This window comes from Pseudomonas sp. HY7a-MNA-CIBAN-0227 (genome assembly GCF_040310325.1).
Lineage (GTDB): Bacteria > Pseudomonadota > Gammaproteobacteria > Pseudomonadales > Pseudomonadaceae > Aquipseudomonas.
On record NZ_JBEOPT010000001.1, the window covers coordinates 608,938 to 628,447 of the forward strand.

At 54.7% G+C, this 19,510-nt stretch carries 15 protein-coding genes and 4 tRNA genes; all 19 read right to left on the reverse strand.

Annotated features, from left to right (window positions below):
* Positions 1-50: 50 nt before the first annotated feature.
* On the reverse strand, positions 51-1,244 hold the full coding sequence (gene tuf, locus AAEZ06_RS02940; RefSeq protein WP_133103481.1) for an elongation factor Tu: 1,194 nt from the start codon (positions 1,242-1,244) through the stop codon (positions 51-53).
* 30 nt (positions 1,245-1,274) lie between these two features.
* Positions 1,275-3,380 (reverse strand): elongation factor G, encoded by a 2,106-nt coding sequence (gene fusA / locus AAEZ06_RS02945; RefSeq protein ID WP_149413631.1) that lies wholly within the window; start codon positions 3,378-3,380, stop codon positions 1,275-1,277.
* Between the two features lie 30 nt (positions 3,381-3,410).
* Positions 3,411-3,881, reverse strand: a complete 471-nt coding sequence (rpsG, locus tag AAEZ06_RS02950; RefSeq protein ID WP_002555493.1) for a 30S ribosomal protein S7 — start codon at positions 3,879-3,881, stop codon at positions 3,411-3,413.
* A 118-nt stretch (positions 3,882-3,999) separates the two neighbouring features.
* Positions 4,000-4,371 carry a 30S ribosomal protein S12 gene (rpsL, locus tag AAEZ06_RS02955; RefSeq protein ID WP_002555494.1) on the reverse strand — a complete coding sequence of 124 codons (372 nt, stop codon included), beginning with the start codon at positions 4,369-4,371 and terminating at the stop codon, positions 4,000-4,002.
* 216 nt (positions 4,372-4,587) lie between these two features.
* Positions 4,588-8,787 (reverse strand): DNA-directed RNA polymerase subunit beta', encoded by a 4,200-nt coding sequence (gene rpoC, locus AAEZ06_RS02960; protein WP_133103483.1) that lies wholly within the window; start codon positions 8,785-8,787, stop codon positions 4,588-4,590.
* A 64-nt stretch (positions 8,788-8,851) separates the two neighbouring features.
* Entirely contained in the window at positions 8,852-12,925 is a 4,074-nt protein-coding gene (gene rpoB / locus AAEZ06_RS02965; protein ID WP_149413632.1) for a DNA-directed RNA polymerase subunit beta, read from the reverse strand.
* 220 nt (positions 12,926-13,145) lie between these two features.
* Entirely contained in the window at positions 13,146-13,514 is a 369-nt protein-coding gene (gene rplL, locus AAEZ06_RS02970) for a 50S ribosomal protein L7/L12 (RefSeq protein WP_149413633.1), read from the reverse strand.
* Positions 13,515-13,594: 80 nt separating this feature from the next.
* Complete coding sequence (rplJ, locus tag AAEZ06_RS02975) at positions 13,595-14,095, reverse strand: 50S ribosomal protein L10 (RefSeq protein WP_133103486.1); 501 nt, start codon at positions 14,093-14,095, stop codon at positions 13,595-13,597.
* A gap of 198 nt (positions 14,096-14,293) precedes the next feature.
* Positions 14,294-14,989 carry a 50S ribosomal protein L1 gene (rplA, locus tag AAEZ06_RS02980; protein ID WP_133103487.1) on the reverse strand — a complete coding sequence of 232 codons (696 nt, stop codon included), beginning with the start codon at positions 14,987-14,989 and terminating at the stop codon, positions 14,294-14,296.
* Positions 14,989-15,420, reverse strand: a complete 432-nt coding sequence (rplK, locus tag AAEZ06_RS02985; protein WP_003210097.1) for a 50S ribosomal protein L11 — start codon at positions 15,418-15,420, stop codon at positions 14,989-14,991. Before rplK ends, rplA begins: the two co-directional genes overlap by 1 nt.
* 117 nt (positions 15,421-15,537) lie before the next feature.
* Positions 15,538-16,071, reverse strand: coding sequence for a transcription termination/antitermination protein NusG (gene nusG / locus AAEZ06_RS02990; RefSeq protein WP_149413634.1), 534 nt, complete (start codon positions 16,069-16,071; stop codon positions 15,538-15,540).
* Positions 16,072-16,080: 9 nt separating this feature from the next.
* Positions 16,081-16,449, reverse strand: a complete 369-nt coding sequence (gene secE / locus AAEZ06_RS02995) for a preprotein translocase subunit SecE (protein ID WP_076016471.1) — start codon at positions 16,447-16,449, stop codon at positions 16,081-16,083.
* A gap of 45 nt (positions 16,450-16,494) precedes the next feature.
* A tRNA-Trp gene (locus AAEZ06_RS03000) sits at positions 16,495-16,570 on the reverse strand.
* A gap of 163 nt (positions 16,571-16,733) precedes the next feature.
* A tRNA-Thr gene (locus tag AAEZ06_RS03005) sits at positions 16,734-16,809 on the reverse strand.
* 26 nt (positions 16,810-16,835) lie between these two features.
* Positions 16,836-16,909, reverse strand: a tRNA-Gly gene (locus AAEZ06_RS03010).
* A gap of 23 nt (positions 16,910-16,932) precedes the next feature.
* Positions 16,933-17,017, reverse strand: a tRNA-Tyr gene (locus AAEZ06_RS03015).
* Positions 17,018-17,160: 143 nt separating this feature from the next.
* A complete protein-coding gene (locus AAEZ06_RS03020; RefSeq protein WP_149413635.1) occupies positions 17,161-17,607 on the reverse strand; it encodes a hypothetical protein in 447 nt (148 codons plus the stop codon).
* 7 nt (positions 17,608-17,614) lie between these two features.
* Positions 17,615-18,364, reverse strand: a complete 750-nt coding sequence (locus AAEZ06_RS03025) for a pantothenate kinase (RefSeq protein WP_149413636.1) — start codon at positions 18,362-18,364, stop codon at positions 17,615-17,617.
* Positions 18,354-19,313 carry a bifunctional biotin--[acetyl-CoA-carboxylase] ligase/biotin operon repressor BirA gene (gene birA / locus AAEZ06_RS03030; RefSeq protein WP_149413637.1) on the reverse strand — a complete coding sequence of 320 codons (960 nt, stop codon included), beginning with the start codon at positions 19,311-19,313 and terminating at the stop codon, positions 18,354-18,356. The genes AAEZ06_RS03025 and birA overlap by 11 nt, the downstream gene beginning before the upstream one ends.
* Positions 19,314-19,510: the final 197 nt, after the last annotated feature.

Sequence of the window (19,510 nt, forward strand, 5' to 3'; positions counted from 1 at the left end):
CCCAATAAAAAAGCCCCCGCTAAGCGGGGGCTTTTTCAAGTCATCGCTTATTAAGCGATGATTTTGGCTACGACGCCAGCGCCGACGGTACGACCGCCTTCACGGATAGCGAAACGCAGACCATCTTCCATTGCGATGGTTTTGATCAGGGTGACAACCATTTTGATGTTGTCGCCTGGCATTACCATTTCAACGCCTTCCGGCAGTTCGCAGTTACCGGTCACGTCAGTGGTCCGGAAGTAGAACTGTGGACGGTAGCCTTTGAAGAACGGAGTGTGACGACCGCCTTCTTCTTTGCTCAACACATACACTTCAGCTTCGAAGGTAGTGTGCGGCTTGACCGAACCTGGCTTGACCAGAACCTGGCCACGCTCAACGTCGTCACGCTTGGTACCGCGCAACAGAACACCGCAGTTCTCGCCAGCACGACCTTCGTCGAGCAGCTTACGGAACATTTCAACGCCAGTGCAGGTGGTGACAACAGTGTCACGCAGACCTACGATTTCCAGCGAATCCTGAACCTTAACGATACCGCGCTCGATACGACCAGTCACAACAGTACCGCGACCCGAGATCGAGAATACGTCTTCGATTGGCATCAGGAACGGCTTGTCGATAACACGAACTGGATCTGGAATGTAGCTGTCCAGAGTCTCAACCAGCTTACGAACGGCAGTGGTGCCCATTTCGTTGTCATCTTGGCCGTTCAGAGCCATCAGAGCGGAACCGATGATGATCGGAGTGTCGTCGCCCGGGAAGTCGTAAGTGCTCAGCAGATCGCGCACTTCCATCTCAACCAGTTCCAACAGCTCAGCGTCGTCAACCATGTCAGCCTTGTTCAGGAAGACAACGATGTACGGAACGCCTACCTGACGGGACAGCAGGATGTGTTCGCGGGTCTGTGGCATCGGACCATCAGCGGCCGAGCAAACCAGGATCGCGCCGTCCATCTGGGCAGCACCGGTGATCATGTTCTTCACATAGTCAGCGTGACCTGGGCAGTCAACGTGAGCGTAGTGACGCACCAGCGAGTTGTATTCAACGTGCGCAGTGTTGATGGTGATACCACGAGCCTTTTCTTCCGGAGCGCTGTCGATTTTGTCGAAAGCAACAACGGCCGAACCGAAAATTTCGGAGCAGACGCGAGTCAGAGCTGCAGTCAGCGTGGTTTTACCATGGTCAACGTGACCGATAGTGCCAACGTTGACGTGCGGGAGGTCACGTACAAATTTTTCTTTAGCCACGACAATTAACTCCTTGCCTAAAGGACTGAATCAGCCTTGTTTTTTGGTAACAGTTTCGACGATATGCGACGGAGCTGTATTGTATTTTTTGAATTCCATAGAGTAGCTTGCGCGACCCTGGGACATGGAGCGAACGTCGGTTGCGTAACCAAACATCTCGCCCAACGGAACCTCAGCACGAATCACTTTGCCGGAAACCGTATCTTCCATACCCAAGATCATGCCGCGACGACGGTTAAGGTCGCCCATGACATCACCCATATAGTCTTCAGGCGTAACAACTTCTACCGCCATGATTGGCTCAAGCAACTCACCACCGCCCTTCTGGGCCAGCTGCTTGGTTGCCATAGAGGCAGCCACCTTAAACGCCATCTCGTTGGAGTCGACGTCGTGGTAAGAACCATCAAAAACGGTTGCCTTCAGGCCGATCAGCGGATAACCGGCAACAACGCCGTTTTTCATCTGCTCTTCGATACCCTTCTGGATCGCCGGGATGTATTCCTTAGGAACCACACCACCCACGACTTCGTTCACGAATTGCAGACCTTCCTGACCTTCATCAGCCGGAGCAAAACGAATCCAGCAATGACCAAACTGGCCACGACCACCGGATTGACGAACGAACTTGCCTTCGATCTCACAGCTCTTCGTGATGCGCTCACGATAGGAAACCTGAGGCTTACCGATGTTGGCTTCGACGTTGAACTCACGGCGCATCCGGTCAACCAGGATGTCCAGGTGCAACTCGCCCATGCCAGAGATGATCGTTTGACCAGTCTCTTCATCAGTTTTGACGCGGAAAGATGGATCTTCCTGAGCAAGCTTGCCCAGAGCGACACCCATTTTTTCCTGGTCATCCTTGGTCTTTGGCTCAACGGCAACCGAAATAACCGGCTCCGGGAAGTCCATGCGAACCAGGATGATTGGCTTGTCAGCGGTGCACAAAGTCTCACCAGTGGTGACGTCCTTCATGCCGATCAAGGCCGCGATGTCACCAGCGCGCACTTCCTTGATCTCTTCACGGGCGTTTGCGTGCATTTGCACCATACGACCCACGCGCTCTTTCTTGCCTTTAACCGAGTTGATCACGCCGTCGCCGGAGCTCAACACGCCCGAGTAAACTCGAACGAAGGTCAAAGTACCCACGAATGGGTCAGTAGCGATCTTGAACGCCAGCGCCGAGAACGGCTCGCTGTCGTCTGCATGACGCTCCAGTTCGATAGTCTCGTCATCCGGGTCAGTACCCTTGATGGCAGGAATGTCGACTGGGGCCGGCAGGTAGTCGATAACAGCATCGAGAACCAAGGGAACACCCTTGTTCTTGAATGAAGAACCGCAAACAGCCAAGACGATTTCGCCAGCGATAGTACGCTGACGCAGACCGGCCTTGATTTCCTCGATGGTGAGTTCTTCACCTTCAAGGTACTTGTTCATCAGTTCGTCACTGGATTCGGCCGCAGCCTGCACCATGTTGTCACGCCACTCTTCAGCCAGCGCCTGCAAGTCCGCAGGAATAGCCTCGCGACGAGGAACAGTACCCTTGTCCGCATCGTTCCAATACACAGCTTCCATACGCATCAGGTCGACCTGACCCTGGAAGTTGTCTTCGGAACCGATAGCCAGCTGGATCGGCACCGGAGTGTGACCCAGACGCTTTTTGATCTGTTCGATCACGCGCAGGAAGTTCGCGCCAGCACGGTCCATCTTGTTCACGTAAACAAGACGCGGAACACCGTATTTGTTGGCTTGACGCCATACGGTTTCCGACTGCGGCTCAACACCTGAGGTACCACAGAACACAACTACCGCGCCATCGAGTACACGCAGGGAACGCTCAACTTCAATAGTGAAGTCAACGTGGCCCGGGGTGTCGATGACGTTAAAGCGGTGATTGTCCGCGTATTGCTTCTCAGAGCCCTTCCAGAAGGTGGTAATAGCAGCAGAAGTAATGGTAATACCACGCTCCTGCTCTTGCACCATCCAGTCGGTGGTCGCGGCGCCGTCATGCACCTCGCCCATCTTGTGACTTTTGCCAGTGTAAAAAAGGACGCGCTCGGTGGTGGTGGTTTTACCAGCATCCACGTGAGCGACGATACCGATGTTACGGTAGCGACTAATCGGAGTAGTACGAGCCATAAAGCCCTCGCAAAATTAGTGAAGCTGAAATTAGAAGCGGTAGTGCGAGAAAGCCTTGTTGGCTTCAGCCATACGGTGCACGTCTTCACGCTTCTTAACAGCAGCACCTTTACCTTCGGCAGCATCCAACAGCTCGCCAGCCAAACGCAGAGCCATAGACTTCTCGCCGCGCTTACGGGCGAAGTCTACCAACCAGCGCATTGCCAGGGCGTTACGACGGGACGGGCGAACTTCGACCGGAACCTGGTAAGTAGCACCGCCTACACGGCGCGACTTCACTTCGACCAGCGGAGCGATGGCGTCGAGAGCTTTCTCGAAGATTTCCAGGGGGTCGCTGTTCTTGCGTTCTTTAACCTTTTCCAGCGCGCCATAAACGATACGTTCGGCAACGGCTTTTTTGCCGCTTTCCATCACGTGGTTCATGAACTTGGCCAGAATTTGGCTTCCGTATTTTGGATCGTCAAGCACTTCGCGCTTGGCTGCTACGCGTCTTCTTGGCATGGATAAGCCCTCAAACGGTCTTCAGGTTCGCTCGGAATCGGTGCCCTTGCGGGACGCCTCCGACCTTACTCTTATCGACTCAGAAAATAAGATGATTCAGTTTTACAAAAAGCCACTACTACTTAGGCTTCTTGGTACCGTACTTCGAACGACCCTGGTTACGACCTTTAACGCCGGAGGTATCCAAGGAGCCGCGCACGGTGTGGTAACGAACACCTGGCAAGTCTTTTACACGACCGCCACGGATCAGTACCACGCTGTGTTCTTGCAGGTTGTGGCCTTCACCGCCGATGTACGAGGAAACCTCGAAACCGTTGGTCAGACGCACACGGCATACTTTACGCAGTGCCGAGTTAGGTTTTTTCGGCGTAGTGGTATACACGCGAGTGCATACGCCACGACGTTGCGGGCAGTTCTGCAGCGCAGGCACGTCGGATTTCTCGACGATACGCTTACGCGGCTGACGTACCAGCTGGTTGATAGTTGCCATCTACTAGCTCCACTGTTGTCTTGCGACGCTATTGTCTTGCAAGAAAAGCAAAATGGCAGGAACGAATTCCAGCCAAATTTAGGGGTACAAGAGTCTAAAGAGGATCTTGCCCCCAGTCAAGGCAAGGCCCCGACCTCCCCTTCCATCGAACCGGGATAAAACTATCTCGATCCGACGAACGGGGCTGCCAGGGCCCGGACTTATTTATCGCAGAACTCAGTTACCGCTTGAGTTCAGCGCTTCGGTCAGTGCAGCTTCCACTTCACTGGCGCTTACGCGCAGCGGTTTGTCAAGCTCACGGCGGCGCTTGCGCTCGCTGTGGTAAGCCAAGCCGGTACCGGCTGGGATCAGACGACCCACAACCACGTTTTCTTTCAGGCCGCGCAGGTAATCGCGCTTGCCGGTTACCGCTGCTTCGGTCAGTACGCGAGTGGTCTCCTGGAAGGAGGCCGCCGAGATGAACGACTCAGTGGACAACGACGCCTTGGTAATACCCAGCAGTACCCGAGTGAACTTGGAAACGAATTTCTCGTCGCCAGCCAGACGCTCGTTTTCTACCAGTACGTGAGTCAACTCCATCTGGTCGCCCTTGATGAAAGTCGAATCGCCGGATTCAGCGATCTCAACTTTACGCAGCATCTGACGCAGGATGGTCTCGATGTGCTTATCGTTGATCTTCACGCCTTGCAGGCGGTAAACGTCCTGGATCTCGTTAACGATGTACTTGGCGAGCGCACTCACACCCAGCAAACGCAGGATGTCGTGTGGATCGCTCGGGCCGTCAGAGATAACTTCGCCGCGGTTTACCTGTTCGCCTTCGAAGACGTTCAGGTGACGCCACTTCGGAATCAGCTCTTCGTACAGATCGGTACCGTCGTTCGGGGTAATGACCAGACGGCGCTTGCCTTTGGTCTCTTTACCGAACGCGATGGTGCCGCTGACTTCAGCCAGAATCGATGCTTCCTTCGGACGACGAGCTTCGAACAAGTCGGCAACACGCGGCAGACCACCGGTGATGTCACGAGTTTTCGAAGTTTCTTGCGGAATACGAGCGATAACATCACCGATCGCGATTTTCGCACCATCCGCCACACCGACAAGGGCGTTGGCAGGCAGGAAGTACTGGGCAATTACGTCGGTACCTGGCAGCAAGAGATCCTTGCCGTTGTCATCAACCATCTTCACAGCAGGACGGATATCTTTACCGGCAGCTGGACGGTCTTTGGCGTCGAGTACTTCAATGTTGGTCATACCGGTCAATTCGTCAGTCTGACGCTTGATCGTGATGCCTTCTTCCATGCCCACGTAGGTCACGGTCCCTTTCATTTCGGTAACGATTGGGTGAGTGTGCGGATCCCACTTGGCCACGATTGCGCCAGCGTCGACCTTGTCACCTTCTTTGACCGAAATCACAGCACCGTACGGCAGTTTGTAACGCTCACGCTCACGACCGTAGTCATCAGCGATTGCCAGCTCACCGGAGCGGGACACAGCAACCAGGCAGCCATCCACTCGCTCAACGTGCTTCAAGTTGTGCAGACGAACGGTACCGCCATTCTTCACCTGAACGCTGTCCGCAGCGGAGGTCCGGCTTGCCGCACCACCGATGTGGAACGTACGCATGGTCAGCTGGGTACCCGGCTCACCGATGGACTGGGCAGCGATAACGCCGACCGCTTCACCGATGTTCACCTGATGACCACGAGCCAAGTCACGGCCGTAGCACTTGGCGCAAATACCATAACGGGTTTCGCAACTGATCGGCGAACGTACAATCACTTCGTCGATGCTGTTGAGTTCGATGAATTCAACCCATTTCTCGTCAACCAGAGTGCCGGCAGGAACGATAACTTCCTCGGTACCTGGCTTGAATACGTCACGGGCGATTACTCGACCCAGTACGCGCTCACCCAACGGTTCTACAACGTCGCCGCCTTCGATGTGCGGAGTCATCAGCAGACCGCGTTCGGTACCGCAGTCGACTTCAGTCACAACCAAGTCTTGCGCAACGTCTACCAGACGACGAGTCAGGTAACCGGAGTTAGCGGTTTTCAACGCGGTATCAGCCAGACCTTTACGTGCACCGTGAGTAGAGATGAAGTACTGAAGTACACTCAAACCTTCACGGAAGTTCGCAGTAATTGGCGTTTCGATGATGGAACCGTCCGGCTTGGCCATCAGGCCACGCATACCGGCGAGCTGACGGATCTGCGCAGCAGAACCCCGTGCGCCCGAGTCGGCCATCATGTACATCGAGTTGAACGACTCTTGATCGACTTCTACGCCATGACGGTCGATAACACGCTCTTTCGAGAGGTTCGACATCATCGCCTTCGACACTTCGTCGTTGGCCTTGGACCAAAGGTCGATCACTTTGTTGTACTTCTCGCCCTGGGTTACCAGGCCAGAGGCGTACTGGCTTTCGATCTCTTTCACTTCATCGGTAGCAGCACTGATGATGGCGGCTTTCTCGTCCGGGATAACGAAGTCGTTAACACCGATGGAAACGCCGGAAATGGTCGAATAAGCAAAACCGGTGTACATCAACTGGTCAGCGAAGATAACGGTCTCTTTCAAACCAACCACGCGGTAGCACTGGTTGATCAGCTTGGAGATCGCCTTTTTCTTCATTGGCTGGTTGACCACGTCGTACGACAGGCCAGGTGGAACAACCTGGAACAACAGCGCACGGCCGACGGTAGTGTCGACGATACGGGTGTTCTTGACGCTGCCACCATCACGATCGTTGACGGTTTCGTGGATGCGGACCTTGACCTTGGCGTGCAGAGCGGCTTCGCCGGCACGGAACACACGGTCAACTTCCTGCAGATCCGCGAACACACGACCTTCGCCCTTGGCGTTGATCGCTTCACGAGTCATGTAGTACAGACCCAATACAACGTCCTGCGACGGAACGATGATTGGCTCACCGTTGGCTGGCGACAGAATGTTGTTGGTCGACATCATCAACGCACGCGCTTCCAGCTGGGCTTCCAGCGTCAGCGGCACGTGCACGGCCATTTGGTCGCCGTCGAAGTCGGCGTTGTACGCAGCACAGACCAACGGGTGCAGCTGGATAGCCTTACCTTCGATCAGTACCGGTTCAAACGCCTGGATACCCAGACGGTGAAGGGTCGGTGCACGGTTGAGGAGAACCGGGTGTTCGCGAATCACTTCAGCGAGAACGTCCCAAACTTCTGGCAGCTCGCGCTCGACCATTTTCTTGGCCGCTTTGATGGTGGTCGCGAGACCGCGCATTTCCAGCTTGCCAAAAATGAACGGTTTGAACAGCTCGAGAGCCATCTTCTTCGGCAGACCGCACTGGTGCAGACGCAGGGTCGGGCCTACGGTAATTACCGAACGACCGGAGTAGTCAACACGCTTACCGAGCAAGTTCTGACGGAAACGACCCTGCTTACCCTTGATCATGTCAGCCAGGGATTTCAGAGGACGCTTGTTGGAACCTGTGATAGCGCGGCCACGACGACCGTTGTCGAGCAAGGCATCGACAGCTTCCTGCAACATACGCTTTTCGTTGCGCACGATGATGTCCGGAGCGGACAGATCAAGCAGGCGCTTCAAGCGGTTGTTACGGTTGATCACGCGACGGTACAGGTCGTTAAGGTCGGAAGTCGCGAAGCGACCGCCATCCAAAGGTACCAGTGGACGCAAGTCTGGCGGCAAAACCGGAAGAACGGTCAGCACCATCCACTCTGGCAAGTTGCCGGAACCCAGGAAGGCTTCCATCAACTTCAGACGCTTGGACAGCTTCTTGATCTTGGTTTCGGAGTTGGTTTGCGGAATTTCTTCACGCAGGCGGCCAATCTCGTGCTCTAGGTCGATAGCGTGCAGCAGTTCACGGACAGCTTCAGCACCCATGCGGGCATCGAAATCGTCGCCGAACTCTTCCAGCGCTTCGAAGTACTGTTCGTCGTTGAGCAACTGACCCTTTTCAAGGGTGGTCATGCCTGGATCGATAACAACGTAGCTCTCGAAGTAGAGAACGCGTTCGATATCACGCAGGGTCATGTCCATCAGCAAGCCGATACGGGACGGCAGCGATTTCAGGAACCAGATGTGAGCAACCGGCGAAGCCAGTTCGATGTGCGCCATGCGCTCACGACGAACCTTGGCCAGTGCGACTTCAACGCCGCACTTCTCGCAGATCACACCACGGTGCTTCAAGCGCTTGTACTTACCGCACAGGCACTCGTAATCCTTTACCGGGCCAAAGATCTTGGCGCAGAACAGGCCGTCACGCTCAGGTTTGAACGTACGGTAGTTGATGGTTTCCGGTTTTTTAACTTCACCGAACGACCACGAACGGATCATCTCAGGCGATGCCAACCCAATACGGATGGCGTCGAACTCTTCGACTTGACCCTGGTTTTTCAGCAAATTCAGTAGGTCTTTCAAGGCCTTTCCTCCTGGCGGAGCAGAGAGCGGGCTAAACAGCCCCGCTCTCGATTCGCGTCACGTGTTATTCGGTTTCCAGATCGATATCGATGCCGAGGGAACGAATTTCTTTGATCAACACGTTGAAGGACTCGGGCATGCCCGGCTCCATACGGTGATCGCCGTCCACGATGTTTTTGTACATCTTGGTCCGGCCGTTCACATCATCCGACTTCACTGTGAGCATTTCTTGCAGAGTGTATGCAGCACCGTATGCTTCCAGTGCCCAGACCTCCATCTCCCCGAAGCGCTGACCACCGAACTGAGCCTTACCACCCAACGGCTGCTGGGTAACCAGGCTGTACGAACCGGTAGAACGAGCGTGCATCTTATCGTCTACCAAGTGGTTCAGCTTCAGCATGTACATGTAGCCAACAGTAACCGGGCGCTCAAACTTGTTGCCGGTACGGCCGTCGAACAGCTGCATCTGGCCGCTTTCTGGCAGGTCTGCTAGTTTCAGCATGGCCTTGATTTCGCTTTCCTTGGCACCGTCGAACACCGGCGTAGCCATTGGAACACCGCCGCGCAGGTTCTTCGCCAGATCCAGGATTTCCTGGTCGGTGAAGGTGTCCAGCGCTTCGTTGCGACCGCCGATCTCGTTGTAGATCTCGTGCAGGAACTTGCGCAGGTCAGCAACCTTGCGCTGCTCTTCGATCATACGATTGATCTTCTCGCCCAAACCTTTGGCCGCGAGGCCCAGGTGGGTTTCAAGGATCTGACCAACGTTCATACGCGAAGGTACGCCCAACGGGTTGAGGACGACGTCGACCGGGGTGCCATTGGCATCGTGCGGCATGTCTTCAACCGGCATGATCACGGAGACCACACCTTTGTTACCGTGACGACCGGCCATCTTGTCGCCAGGCTGGATACGGCGACGGATTGCCAGGTAAACCTTGACGATTTTCAGCACGCCTGGAGCCAGGTCATCGCCCTGCTGCAGTTTGCGCTTCTTGTCTTCGAACTTGTCGTCCAGCAGACGGCGACGATCAACGATGTAGGCCTGAGCCTTCTCGAGCTGCTCGTTCAGAGCATCTTCAGCCATGCGCAGTTTGAACCACTGGCCGTGCTCAAGACCGTCGAGTACTTCGTCGCTGATCTCCTGACCTTTCTTCAGGCCGGCGCCGCCTTCAGCCTTACGGCCTACCAGGGCGGAACGCAGACGTTCGAAGGTCGCGCCTTCAACGATACGGAACTCTTCATTCAGATCCTTGCGGATCTCGTCGAGTTGGGTCTTCTCGATGGACAGTGCACGAGCATCACGCTCAACACCGTCACGGGTGAAGACCTGTACGTCGATGACAGTACCCTTGGTACCGGTAGGTACGCGCAGGGAGGTGTCTTTAACGTCGCTGGCTTTTTCACCGAAGATGGCACGCAACAGCTTCTCTTCCGGAGTCAGTTGAGTCTCGCCTTTCGGAGTGACCTTACCAACCAGGATGTCGCCTGCGCCAACCTCAGCACCTACGTAAACGATACCGGCTTCGTCCAGCTTGTTCAGTGCAGCTTCACCCACGTTCGGGATGTCTGCAGTGATTTCCTCTGGCCCAAGCTTGGTGTCACGTGCCACACAGGTCAGTTCCTGAATGTGGATCGTGGTGAAGCGGTCTTCCTGAACAACACGCTCGGACAGGCAGATGGAGTCTTCGAAGTTGTAACCGTTCCAGGCCATGAACGCGATACGCATGTTCTGACCCAGCGCCAGCTCACCCATGTCGGTGGACGGACCATCGGCCATAATGTCGCTGCGCTGAACCCGATCACCCTTGCTCACCAGCGGACGCTGGTTGATGCAGGTGTTCTGGTTGGAGCGGGTGTACTTGGTCAGGTTGTAGATGTCGACACCGGCTTCGCCAGTTTCAACTTCGTCATCAGCAACACGAACCACGATACGGCTGGCATCAACAGAGTCGATAACACCGCCACGACGAGCCACGACACAAACGCCGGAGTCACGGGCTACGTTACGCTCCATGCCGGTACCTACCAGCGGCTTGTCAGCACGCAGGGTCGGTACAGCTTGACGCTGCATGTTGGAACCCATCAACGCACGGTTGGCGTCATCGTGTTCCAGGAACGGGATCAGCGACGCTGCAACCGAAACTACCTGCTTCGGCGATACGTCCATCAAGGTGACGTCTTCCGGCGCCTTGACGGTGAACTCGTTCAAGTGACGAACAGCTACCAGTTCGTCGATCAGCATTTTCTTGTCGTTCATCGTGGCCGAGGCCTGAGCGATCACGTGATCAGCTTCTTCGATGGCGGACAGGAACACGATCTCGTCGGTGACCAGAGCGTCTTTCACCACACGGTACGGGCTCTCGAGGAAACCGTACTGGTTGGTGCGCGCATAAGCGGCCAGGGAGTTGATCAGGCCGATGTTCGGACCTTCCGGCGTTTCAATCGGGCATACACGACCATAGTGAGTCGGGTGTACGTCACGAACTTCAAAGCCTGCACGCTCACGAGTCAGACCGCCAGGGCCCAGTGCGGAAACACGGCGCTTGTGGGTGATCTCGGAGAGCGGGTTGTTCTGGTCCATGAACTGCGAGAGCTGGCTGGAACCGAAGAACTCTTTCACCGCTGCAGCCACTGGCTTGGCGTTGATCAGGTCTTGCGGCATCAGGCCTTCGCTTTCAGCCATCGACAGACGCTCTTTGACCGCACGCTCAACACGTACCAGGCCAACGCGGAACTGGTTCTCGGCCATTTCGCCTACGCAGCGAACACGACGGTTACCCAGGTGGTCGATGTCATCGACGATGCCTTTACCGTTACGGATGTCGACCAGAGTCTTCAGAACGGCAACGATGTCTTCCTTGCACAACACGCCCGAACCTTCGATCTCGGTACGACCGATACGACGGTTGAACTTCATCCGGCCGACCGCAGACAGGTCATAGCGCTCAGGGCTGAAGAACAGGTTGTTGAACAGGGTCTCGGCAGCGTCTTTGGTTGGTGGCTCGCCAGGACGCATCATGCGATAGATCTCGACCAGCGCTTCCAATTGGTTGCTGGTGGAGTCGATCTTCAGGGTGTCGGAGACGAACGGACCGCAGTCGATGTCGTTGGTGTACAGGGTCTCGAGGCGAACAATCTGAGACTTGGCGATTTTGCCCAGGATCTCGGTATTCAGCTCAGTGTTGCATTCAGCCAGGATTTCGCCTGTGGCCGGGTGCACGATGACCTTGGCGGTGGTGCGACCCAGGACGTAGTCCAGAGGCACCTCCAGCGTCTTGATACCGGCTTTTTCGATCTGGTTGATGTGGCGCGCAGTAATACGGCGGCCGGCTTCAACGATGACCTTGCCTTTCTCGTCCTGGATGTCCAGAACAGCAATCTCACCACGCAGGCGCTGAGGCACCAGCTCCAGGCTGAGGGTTTCGCCACTCACATGGAATACGTTGGTGGTGTAGAACGCGTCCAGCACCTGCTCAGTGGTATAGCCGAGCGCGCGCAGCAGGACCGATGCCGGCAGCTTGCGACGACGGTCGATACGCACGAACACGCAGTCTTTCGGGTCGAACTCGAAGTCCAACCACGAACCACGGTACGGAATGATCCGCGCGGAGTACAAAAGTTTGCCGGAGCTGTGCGTCTTGCCGCGATCGTGGTCGAAGAACACGCCCGGGGAACGGTGCAGCTGGGAAACGATAACGCGCTCGGTACCATTGATAACGAAGGTACCGTTCTCAGTCATCAGGGGGATTTCACCCATGTAGACTTCTTGCTCTTTGATGTCCTTGATCGCTTTGTTCGACGATTCTTTGTCGAAAATGATCAAACGGACTTTTACCCGCAAAGGTACGGCGTACGTAACACCGCGCAACACGCATTCTTTGACATCAAATGCCGGTTCGCCCAGGCGATAACCGACGTACTCCAGCGCAGCATTGCCGGAGTAGCTGATGATCGGGAAAACAGATTTGAAGGCCGCATGCAGGCCCACGTCGCGGAACTGATCTTTGGTCGCTCCCGCCTGCAAGAATTCACGATACGAATCCAGCTGGATAGCCAGAAGGTACGGGACATCCATGACGTCCGGCAACTTGCTAAAGTCCTTGCGGATACGTTTTTTCTCAGTATATGAGTAAGCCATCAGCGTTCCCCAGCTTGGTCACCTGCTTGTTTGGCCCCTCCCGACGGGAGCAGCCAGAAAATCGTGCAAACCCCATGGTTTGCGCCACCCCATCGGGTGGTTACAGCGCGCTATAGGCGACGACCGAGTCGATTGCCAATAACGGAAAAAGGCCGGTGGCAAGAGCCACCAGCCATCAGCCTTCAGCTTAACGCTTGGGCTGGAGACGCAAGGTCGATGCTTACTTCAGCTCGACTTTAGCGCCTGCTTCTTCCAAGGTAGCCTTGGCTTTAGCAGCAGCGTCAGCCGACACAGCTTCCAGAACCACGGAACCAGCACCGCTATCAACTACAGCCTTGGCTTCTTTCAGGCCCAGACCGGTCAGCTCACGTACAGCCTTGATCACGTTAACTTTCTTGTCGCCAGCTTCAAGCAGAACAACGTTGAATTCAGTTTGTTCTTCAACGACAGCAGCGGCAGCAGCAGGACCAGCAGAAGCAGCGGCAGCAGAAACGCCGAACTTCTCTTCCATTGCCTTGATCAGTTCAACGATTTCCAGAACGGATTTTTCGCCGATTGCTTCGATGATTTGGTCGTTAGTCAGAGACATGACTATAAATTCCTGTATTGGGGTGACGGCCTACGCGGCCATCGAAATAAACAATAAACGTAAAAAGGAGTTGCTCAGCCTTAAGCTGCAACAGCTTCTTTCTGGTCGCGAAGAGCCGCCAGAGTACGAGCCAATTTGCTGGTTGCGCCTTGAATCACGCTCATCAGCTGGGAAATGGCTTCGTCACGGGTCGGCAGGCTTGCCAGTACGTCGATCTGATTAGCTGCGAGGTAGTTACCCTCGAACGCAGCTGCCTTGATCTCGAACTTGTCCTGACCTTTTGCGAACTCTTTGAACAAACGGGCAGCAGCACCTGGATGTTCGTTGGAGAATGCAATCAAGGTCGGGCCGGTGAACACGTCGTTGAGAACACTGTATTGAGTGTCGGCAACAGCGCGCTTGAGCAGGGTGTTACGTACAACACGTACGTAAACGCCAGCTTCACGAGCCTCTTTACGGAGTCCGGTCATAGCGCCTACTGTCACACCGCGGGCATCAACCACGACAGCGGACAGGGCAACTTTGGCAGCCTTGTTGACTTCAGCGACGATGGCCTTCTTGTCTTCAAGTTTAATTGCCACGGGAAAAACTCCTGCTTGTTACCGTTTCATCCAACCGAAGCCGGATGTCGTTTTGGTGTCTGATTCGGTAAGGAACCGGGAGCACCATCTGCGTAGGCTTGAGGTTTAAGACTTGCGCCGCCTACGGTCTTGGATAGCCCCCGCCAGGCAGGGACCCCAATTTTTCAACTGCCGCAATTGCTTGCGCCAGTTTATGTCTTATACGTCCAGCGAGCCTTGGTCGATGACCAGACCTGGGCCCATGGTGGTGCTCAGGGTAACGCGCTTGACGTAGATACCTTTCGAGGAAGCTGGCTTGATACGCTTCAGATCAGCGATCAGGGCTTCAACGTTTTCCTTCAGCTTGACGGCGTCGAAGCCGACTTTGCCAACGGAGGTGTGAATGATGCCGTTTTTGTCGGTGCGATAACGAACCTGACCAGCCTTGGCGTTTTTAACCGCGGTAGCTACGTCTGGAGTTACGGTGCCGACTTTAGGGTTAGGCATCAGGCCACGTGGGCCCAGGATCTGACCCAACTGACCCACAACGCGCATTGCATCCGGGGATGCGATAACTACATCAAAGTTCAGGTTGCCGGCTTTCATTTCGGCAGCCAGGTCATCCATACCTACACGGTCAGCGCCGGCAGCCAGAGCAGCTTCAGCTGCAGGGCCTTGGGTGAAGACAGCAACACGTACAGTCTTGCCAGTGCCGTGTGGCAGCACAGTTGCGCTACGAACGACCTGGTCGGATTTACGCGGGTCTACACCCAAGTTCACAGCAATGTCAACAGACTCGCTGAACTTGACAGTCGACAGCTCGGTCAGCAGTGCAGCAGCATCTACAAAGTTGTAGGCCTTGCCTGCTTCGATTTTGCCGGCGATAGCCTTTTGGCGCTTGGTCAGCTTAGCCATTACACACCCTCCACGTTAAGGCCCATGCTACGAGCAGAACCGGCGATGGTACGCACGGCTGCATCCATATCAGCTGCAGTCAGATCCGCGTTTTTGGTTTTCGCGATTTCTTCCAGCTGAGCACGGGTCACGGTGCCAACCTTAACGGTGTTTGGACGAGCGGAACCGCTAGTCAGACCAGCAGCTTTCTTCAACAAAACCGAAGCCGGGGTCGACTTAGTTTCGAAAGTGAAGCTACGGTCGCTGTATACAGTAATGATCACTGGAGTCGGCAGACCTGGCTCAATACCCTGAGTACGGGCGTTGAAGGCCTTGCAGAATTCCATGATATTCACGCCGTGCTGACCCAGAGCTGGACCGACGGGTGGGCTTGGATTGGCCTGAGCGGCCTTCACTTGCAGCTTGATGTAAGCGGTAATCTTCTTGGCCATGAGGCACTCCAATTACGGGTTCAAACGCCTCGAAAGGCTCCCCGGTTACTTGCGCGTTTATCCCAGTGACGACAAAACCCCACAGCCTAAGGCTGCGGGGTTGGGATGCTTGCTCAGCTAGACTTTTTCGACCTGGCTGAACTCTAGCTCTACCGGAGTAGAGCGACCGAAAATGAGCACTGCCACTTGGATTCGGCTCTTTTCGTAGTTAACTTCTTCGACAGTGCCGTTAAAATCTGCAAACGGACCATCAGTAACACGAACAATCTCACCCGGCTCGAACAATGTCTTCGGCTTGGGCTTGTCGCTACCATCAGCAACACGACGCAGAATCGACTCTGCCTCTTTGTCGGTAATCGCAGCAGGCTTATCAGCGGTACCACCGATAAAGCCCATGACGCGAGGAGTGTCCTTGACCAAGTGCCAAGTACCCTCATTCATGTCCATTTGAACCAGAACGTAGCCAGGGAAGAACTTGCGCTCGCTTTTACGTTTCTGGCCATTACGCATTTCAACCACTTCTTCAGTGGGAACCAGAATTTCGCCGAAGCCGTCTTCCATGCCTGCAAACTTTATGCGCTCTAGCAAAGAGCGCATGACATGCTTCTCGTAACCCGAGTAAGCATGCACAACGTACCAACGCTTAGCCACGGGACACCCTTAGCCAACAATCAAGGAAACAAGCCAGCCGAGCAGGGAATCAAGCCCCCACAACAGCAACGCCATAACCAGAACAACAGCTACCACAATCAACGTGGTCTGTGTGGTTTCTTGGCGAGTCGGCCAAACGACTTTACGGATCTCGGTACGAGCTTCCTTTACCAGGACCGCAAAAGACTTGCCTTTAGCAGTCTGTAGGCCAACAAAGGCAGCAACAGCAGCAAGGGCGAGCAATGCGAGGACGCGGTACAGGATCGGCGACGCAGAGTAGTACTGGTTGCCGACAACGCCTACGACCACAACAGCGACTACTACAAGCCACTTGAGCAGATCGAAGCGAGAGCCTTGAGCTTCAGCCTTAGGAGTCATCTATGAAGATCCTGTGAAAAGAAAGCCAGACACACCAAGTGAATCTGGCAGGTCAGGAGGGAATCGAACCCCCAACCTACGGTTTTGGAGACCGTCGCTCTGCCAATTGAGCTACTGACCTAAAACAAAATCAGGCCGACAATTATGCCGATCTGAAAAAGACTTTACAACAACAAACCCCTGCAGACTTGGACCCCACCCAAACAAAATCACAAAAGAGGGGAGAATCAATCAGAGGCAGCCGTTAAAACAAAGGCAGATATTCTCATATCTGCCTTGTTATATGGAGCTCTTGAGCGGATTCGAACCGCTGACCTCACCCTTACCAAGGGTGTGCTCTACCAACTGAGCTACAAGAGCAAAACACTATGCACAACCTGCAAACTTGGAGCGGGTAGCGGGAATCGAACCCGCATCATCAGCTTGGAAGGCTGAGGTTCTACCACTAAACTATACCCGCAGAGCTTGCAGCTCACGCTAAAATGGTGGAGGGGGAAGGATTCGAACCTTCGAAGTCGTAGACGTCAGATTTACAGTCTGATCCCTTTGGCCGCTCGGGAACCCCTCCTAAGCGAGCCGGCATTCTATATCATGCCAGCCTTCTGTCAAGCATTTTCTCATTAAAAATATGAGGTTAGCTGCGTTGACTCTCGCATCACACCGTTTCCCTCAAGAGGTCATCACTGCGAAGCGGGCGCCATTCTATGCAAACTATTCAACAGTTGCAATGCCTTCGCACGGCATTATTTTATGTTTTAACTCATTGAATTCGTTAGCAAGGTTTTCAAAGGGCAAATCATCGGCCAGACGCCGGCTTTCAGGTGCCACTCTCAGCCAGTATCCCGAAACATCAGGAGCGCTCAGCGACTGCAGTTTTACCTTGATGTCCAGACTGGTAAGCCGCTGTTCCACAGACCGCGCCTGCTTCTGATCAGCAAAACCACCAATATAGAGACAACTGCTCTGCACCTCTGGGGCCTTTGCCCTGTCCCGTCGAACCACGGCATCAGCAGACTCGCTCAATAACTGGATATCCTGCTGAGAACCTCGGTACAGAACCAGGGGCGTAACATCCTTGGCACGCAGGGGCGCTTCCTGCTGATGCCAAATGTAATAGAAGATATTAAGGACCAGCAAAAGCAAAAACAGCCAACGCATAAAAACCTCAGGACAAGGGGCACGCCATCGCCAAACCAACAAAAACAAGATCAGGGACGAGTTTCGCTCGAGGCACGGCATCAGCAATCAGCTCAGCATCCCCTCCCGTCAGGAATACGGTGAATTCGTCACCCCAGTAACGCTGGGCCAACTCCAGCTGAGTCAGAACAAACCCTCTCAACATAAGCATACAGCCGCGCTCCACCGCCTCTACGGTCGTACGACCTGGCGACAGGTGCTCAAGGGCACGCTCGGCGGCAATATCGTCGTAGCGTATTTTGCGAGTATGCGTTCGCAGCTGGTTACGCATTAATGGCATACCAGGACAAATAAACCCGCCGAGATGCTCACCGTCCGCAGCAATAAAGTCGGAGGTAGCCGCCGTACCAAAATCGAGTACAAGGCACGAGCCCGGCGACAACTGAAAACCGCCAAGCATAGCCAACCAGCGATCAAGCCCTAGCCGCTCGAAGTCTTCGTACCCATTACGCACCCCAGCCATCTGCCGCGCAGATGTAGCACAAACCACAGTGATGCCAAAGGCATCTACCAGGGCCGCAACCAACTTGTTTGTCTCCTCGGAAGCACGAACACTCACCAGTCGACAATGTTTTATCGCCAAGCCCGCAAGCGCTGACAGACTATCTATTAACACGATATCCGAGCCGACGATCCCCTCGGCAAAAACATACGCCCTGCCTGACTCAAGCACTCGCCATTTGATAAAGCTATTCCCACAGTCGAGCTCAAGAATCATCACGCAACCTCAGGCTTAACTCACCACCGCTGTATATTTTTTCAACACCATCCACCCCCAAGCGTAACGCACCCTGCCCATCGATACCCAGCACCAGCCCTTCGACTTGATTCACACCGGCAATGAGCGAGACGGAACGCCCCTGCCATAGATGGTTCTGCTCCCATTCGCCTTGAATAGCGGAAAAGCCGGACGCTTGATGACGATCAAGGTAGGTTTGTAACTGTAAGCCGAGGCGGGCTACCAGATAGTTACGATCAACGGCGCTACCGGTTTCCAACTGCACAGAAGTCCATTGCTGATCGACTTCAGGCGCTTTCTGCATATTCACATTAATCCCCACACCAAGGACTACGTGGCAGACATCTGCCGGGTCTCCGACCAACTCCAGGAGGATGCCAGCAATCTTCTTCTGCCCCACCAAGACGTCATTGGGCCACTTCAAGCCTGCATTGCGCACGCCGGCCTCCCGCAGGGCCTGCATGACCGCCAGGCCGACAACCAGGCTAAGCCCCTCCAGTTGTCGCAACCCCCCATCAATTCGTAATACGAGGCTGTAGTAGATATTTTGAGCGAAAGGACTTACCCACTTACGCCCTCGCCTACCCCTGCCAGCAGTCTGCTGCTCCGACAGCACCAGAAACGGCGCAACCTGCCCCCCACCAATAAGACGCAATGCTTCGGCATTGGTAGAGTCAATGGAGTCGGATATATAGACTGGCCAGGTAGAAGAAGGCGCATTTGCAGCTATTTCGTCATGGCTTAGCAACGCCAGGGGCGCAGCCAACTGATATCCCCTGCCACGGACTTTATGGATAGGCAGATTCAACTCCGCCTCAAGATGCTGAAGCTGCTTCCATACAGCACTGCGACTGACGCCCAAGGCTGCACCAAGCGCTTCCCCGGAGTGGAATCGGCCATCTTTTAGAAGTTTCAACAACGTCAGCATGCAAGTCTCGCCTCACAATGAGGCACGCATGATAGCCATGCATAGGGCCATTGCATAGAAAGGCAGGACTTTAGCATTGAAGGCGACTGGCAGGCGCTCGCTCATACTTTTCCATCGCCCAAAACAAAACCCCATCTGCTTTCGCAAATGGGGTTTCGGAATTTAATCTTGACGATGACCTACTCTCACATGGGGAA

Bases quoted from the DNA above. Each gene is read 5' to 3' on its own strand.
- fusA (WP_149413631.1), bottom strand. From the start codon at position 3,380: ATGGCTCGTACTACTCCGATTAGTCGCTACCGTAACATCGGTATCGTC.
- rpsG (WP_002555493.1), bottom strand. From the start codon at position 3,881: ATGCCAAGAAGACGCGTAGCAGCCAAGCGCGAAGTGCTTGACGATCCA.
- rpsL (WP_002555494.1), bottom strand. From the start codon at position 4,371: ATGGCAACTATCAACCAGCTGGTACGTCAGCCGCGTAAGCGTATCGTC.
- rpoB (WP_149413632.1), bottom strand. From the start codon at position 12,925: ATGGCTTACTCATATACTGAGAAAAAACGTATCCGCAAGGACTTTAGC.
- rplL (WP_149413633.1), bottom strand. From the start codon at position 13,514: ATGTCTCTGACTAACGACCAAATCATCGAAGCAATCGGCGAAAAATCC.
- rplA (WP_133103487.1), bottom strand. From the start codon at position 14,989: ATGGCTAAGCTGACCAAGCGCCAAAAGGCTATCGCCGGCAAAATCGAA.
- rplK (WP_003210097.1), bottom strand. From the start codon at position 15,420: ATGGCCAAGAAGATTACCGCTTACATCAAGCTGCAAGTGAAGGCCGCT.
- secE (WP_076016471.1), bottom strand. From the start codon at position 16,449: ATGACTCCTAAGGCTGAAGCTCAAGGCTCTCGCTTCGATCTGCTCAAG.
- AAEZ06_RS03020 (WP_149413635.1), bottom strand. From the start codon at position 17,607: ATGCGTTGGCTGTTTTTGCTTTTGCTGGTCCTTAATATCTTCTATTAC.
- AAEZ06_RS03025 (WP_149413636.1), bottom strand. From the start codon at position 18,364: ATGATTCTTGAGCTCGACTGTGGGAATAGCTTTATCAAATGGCGAGTG.
- birA (WP_149413637.1), bottom strand. From the start codon at position 19,313: ATGCTGACGTTGTTGAAACTTCTAAAAGATGGCCGATTCCACTCCGGG.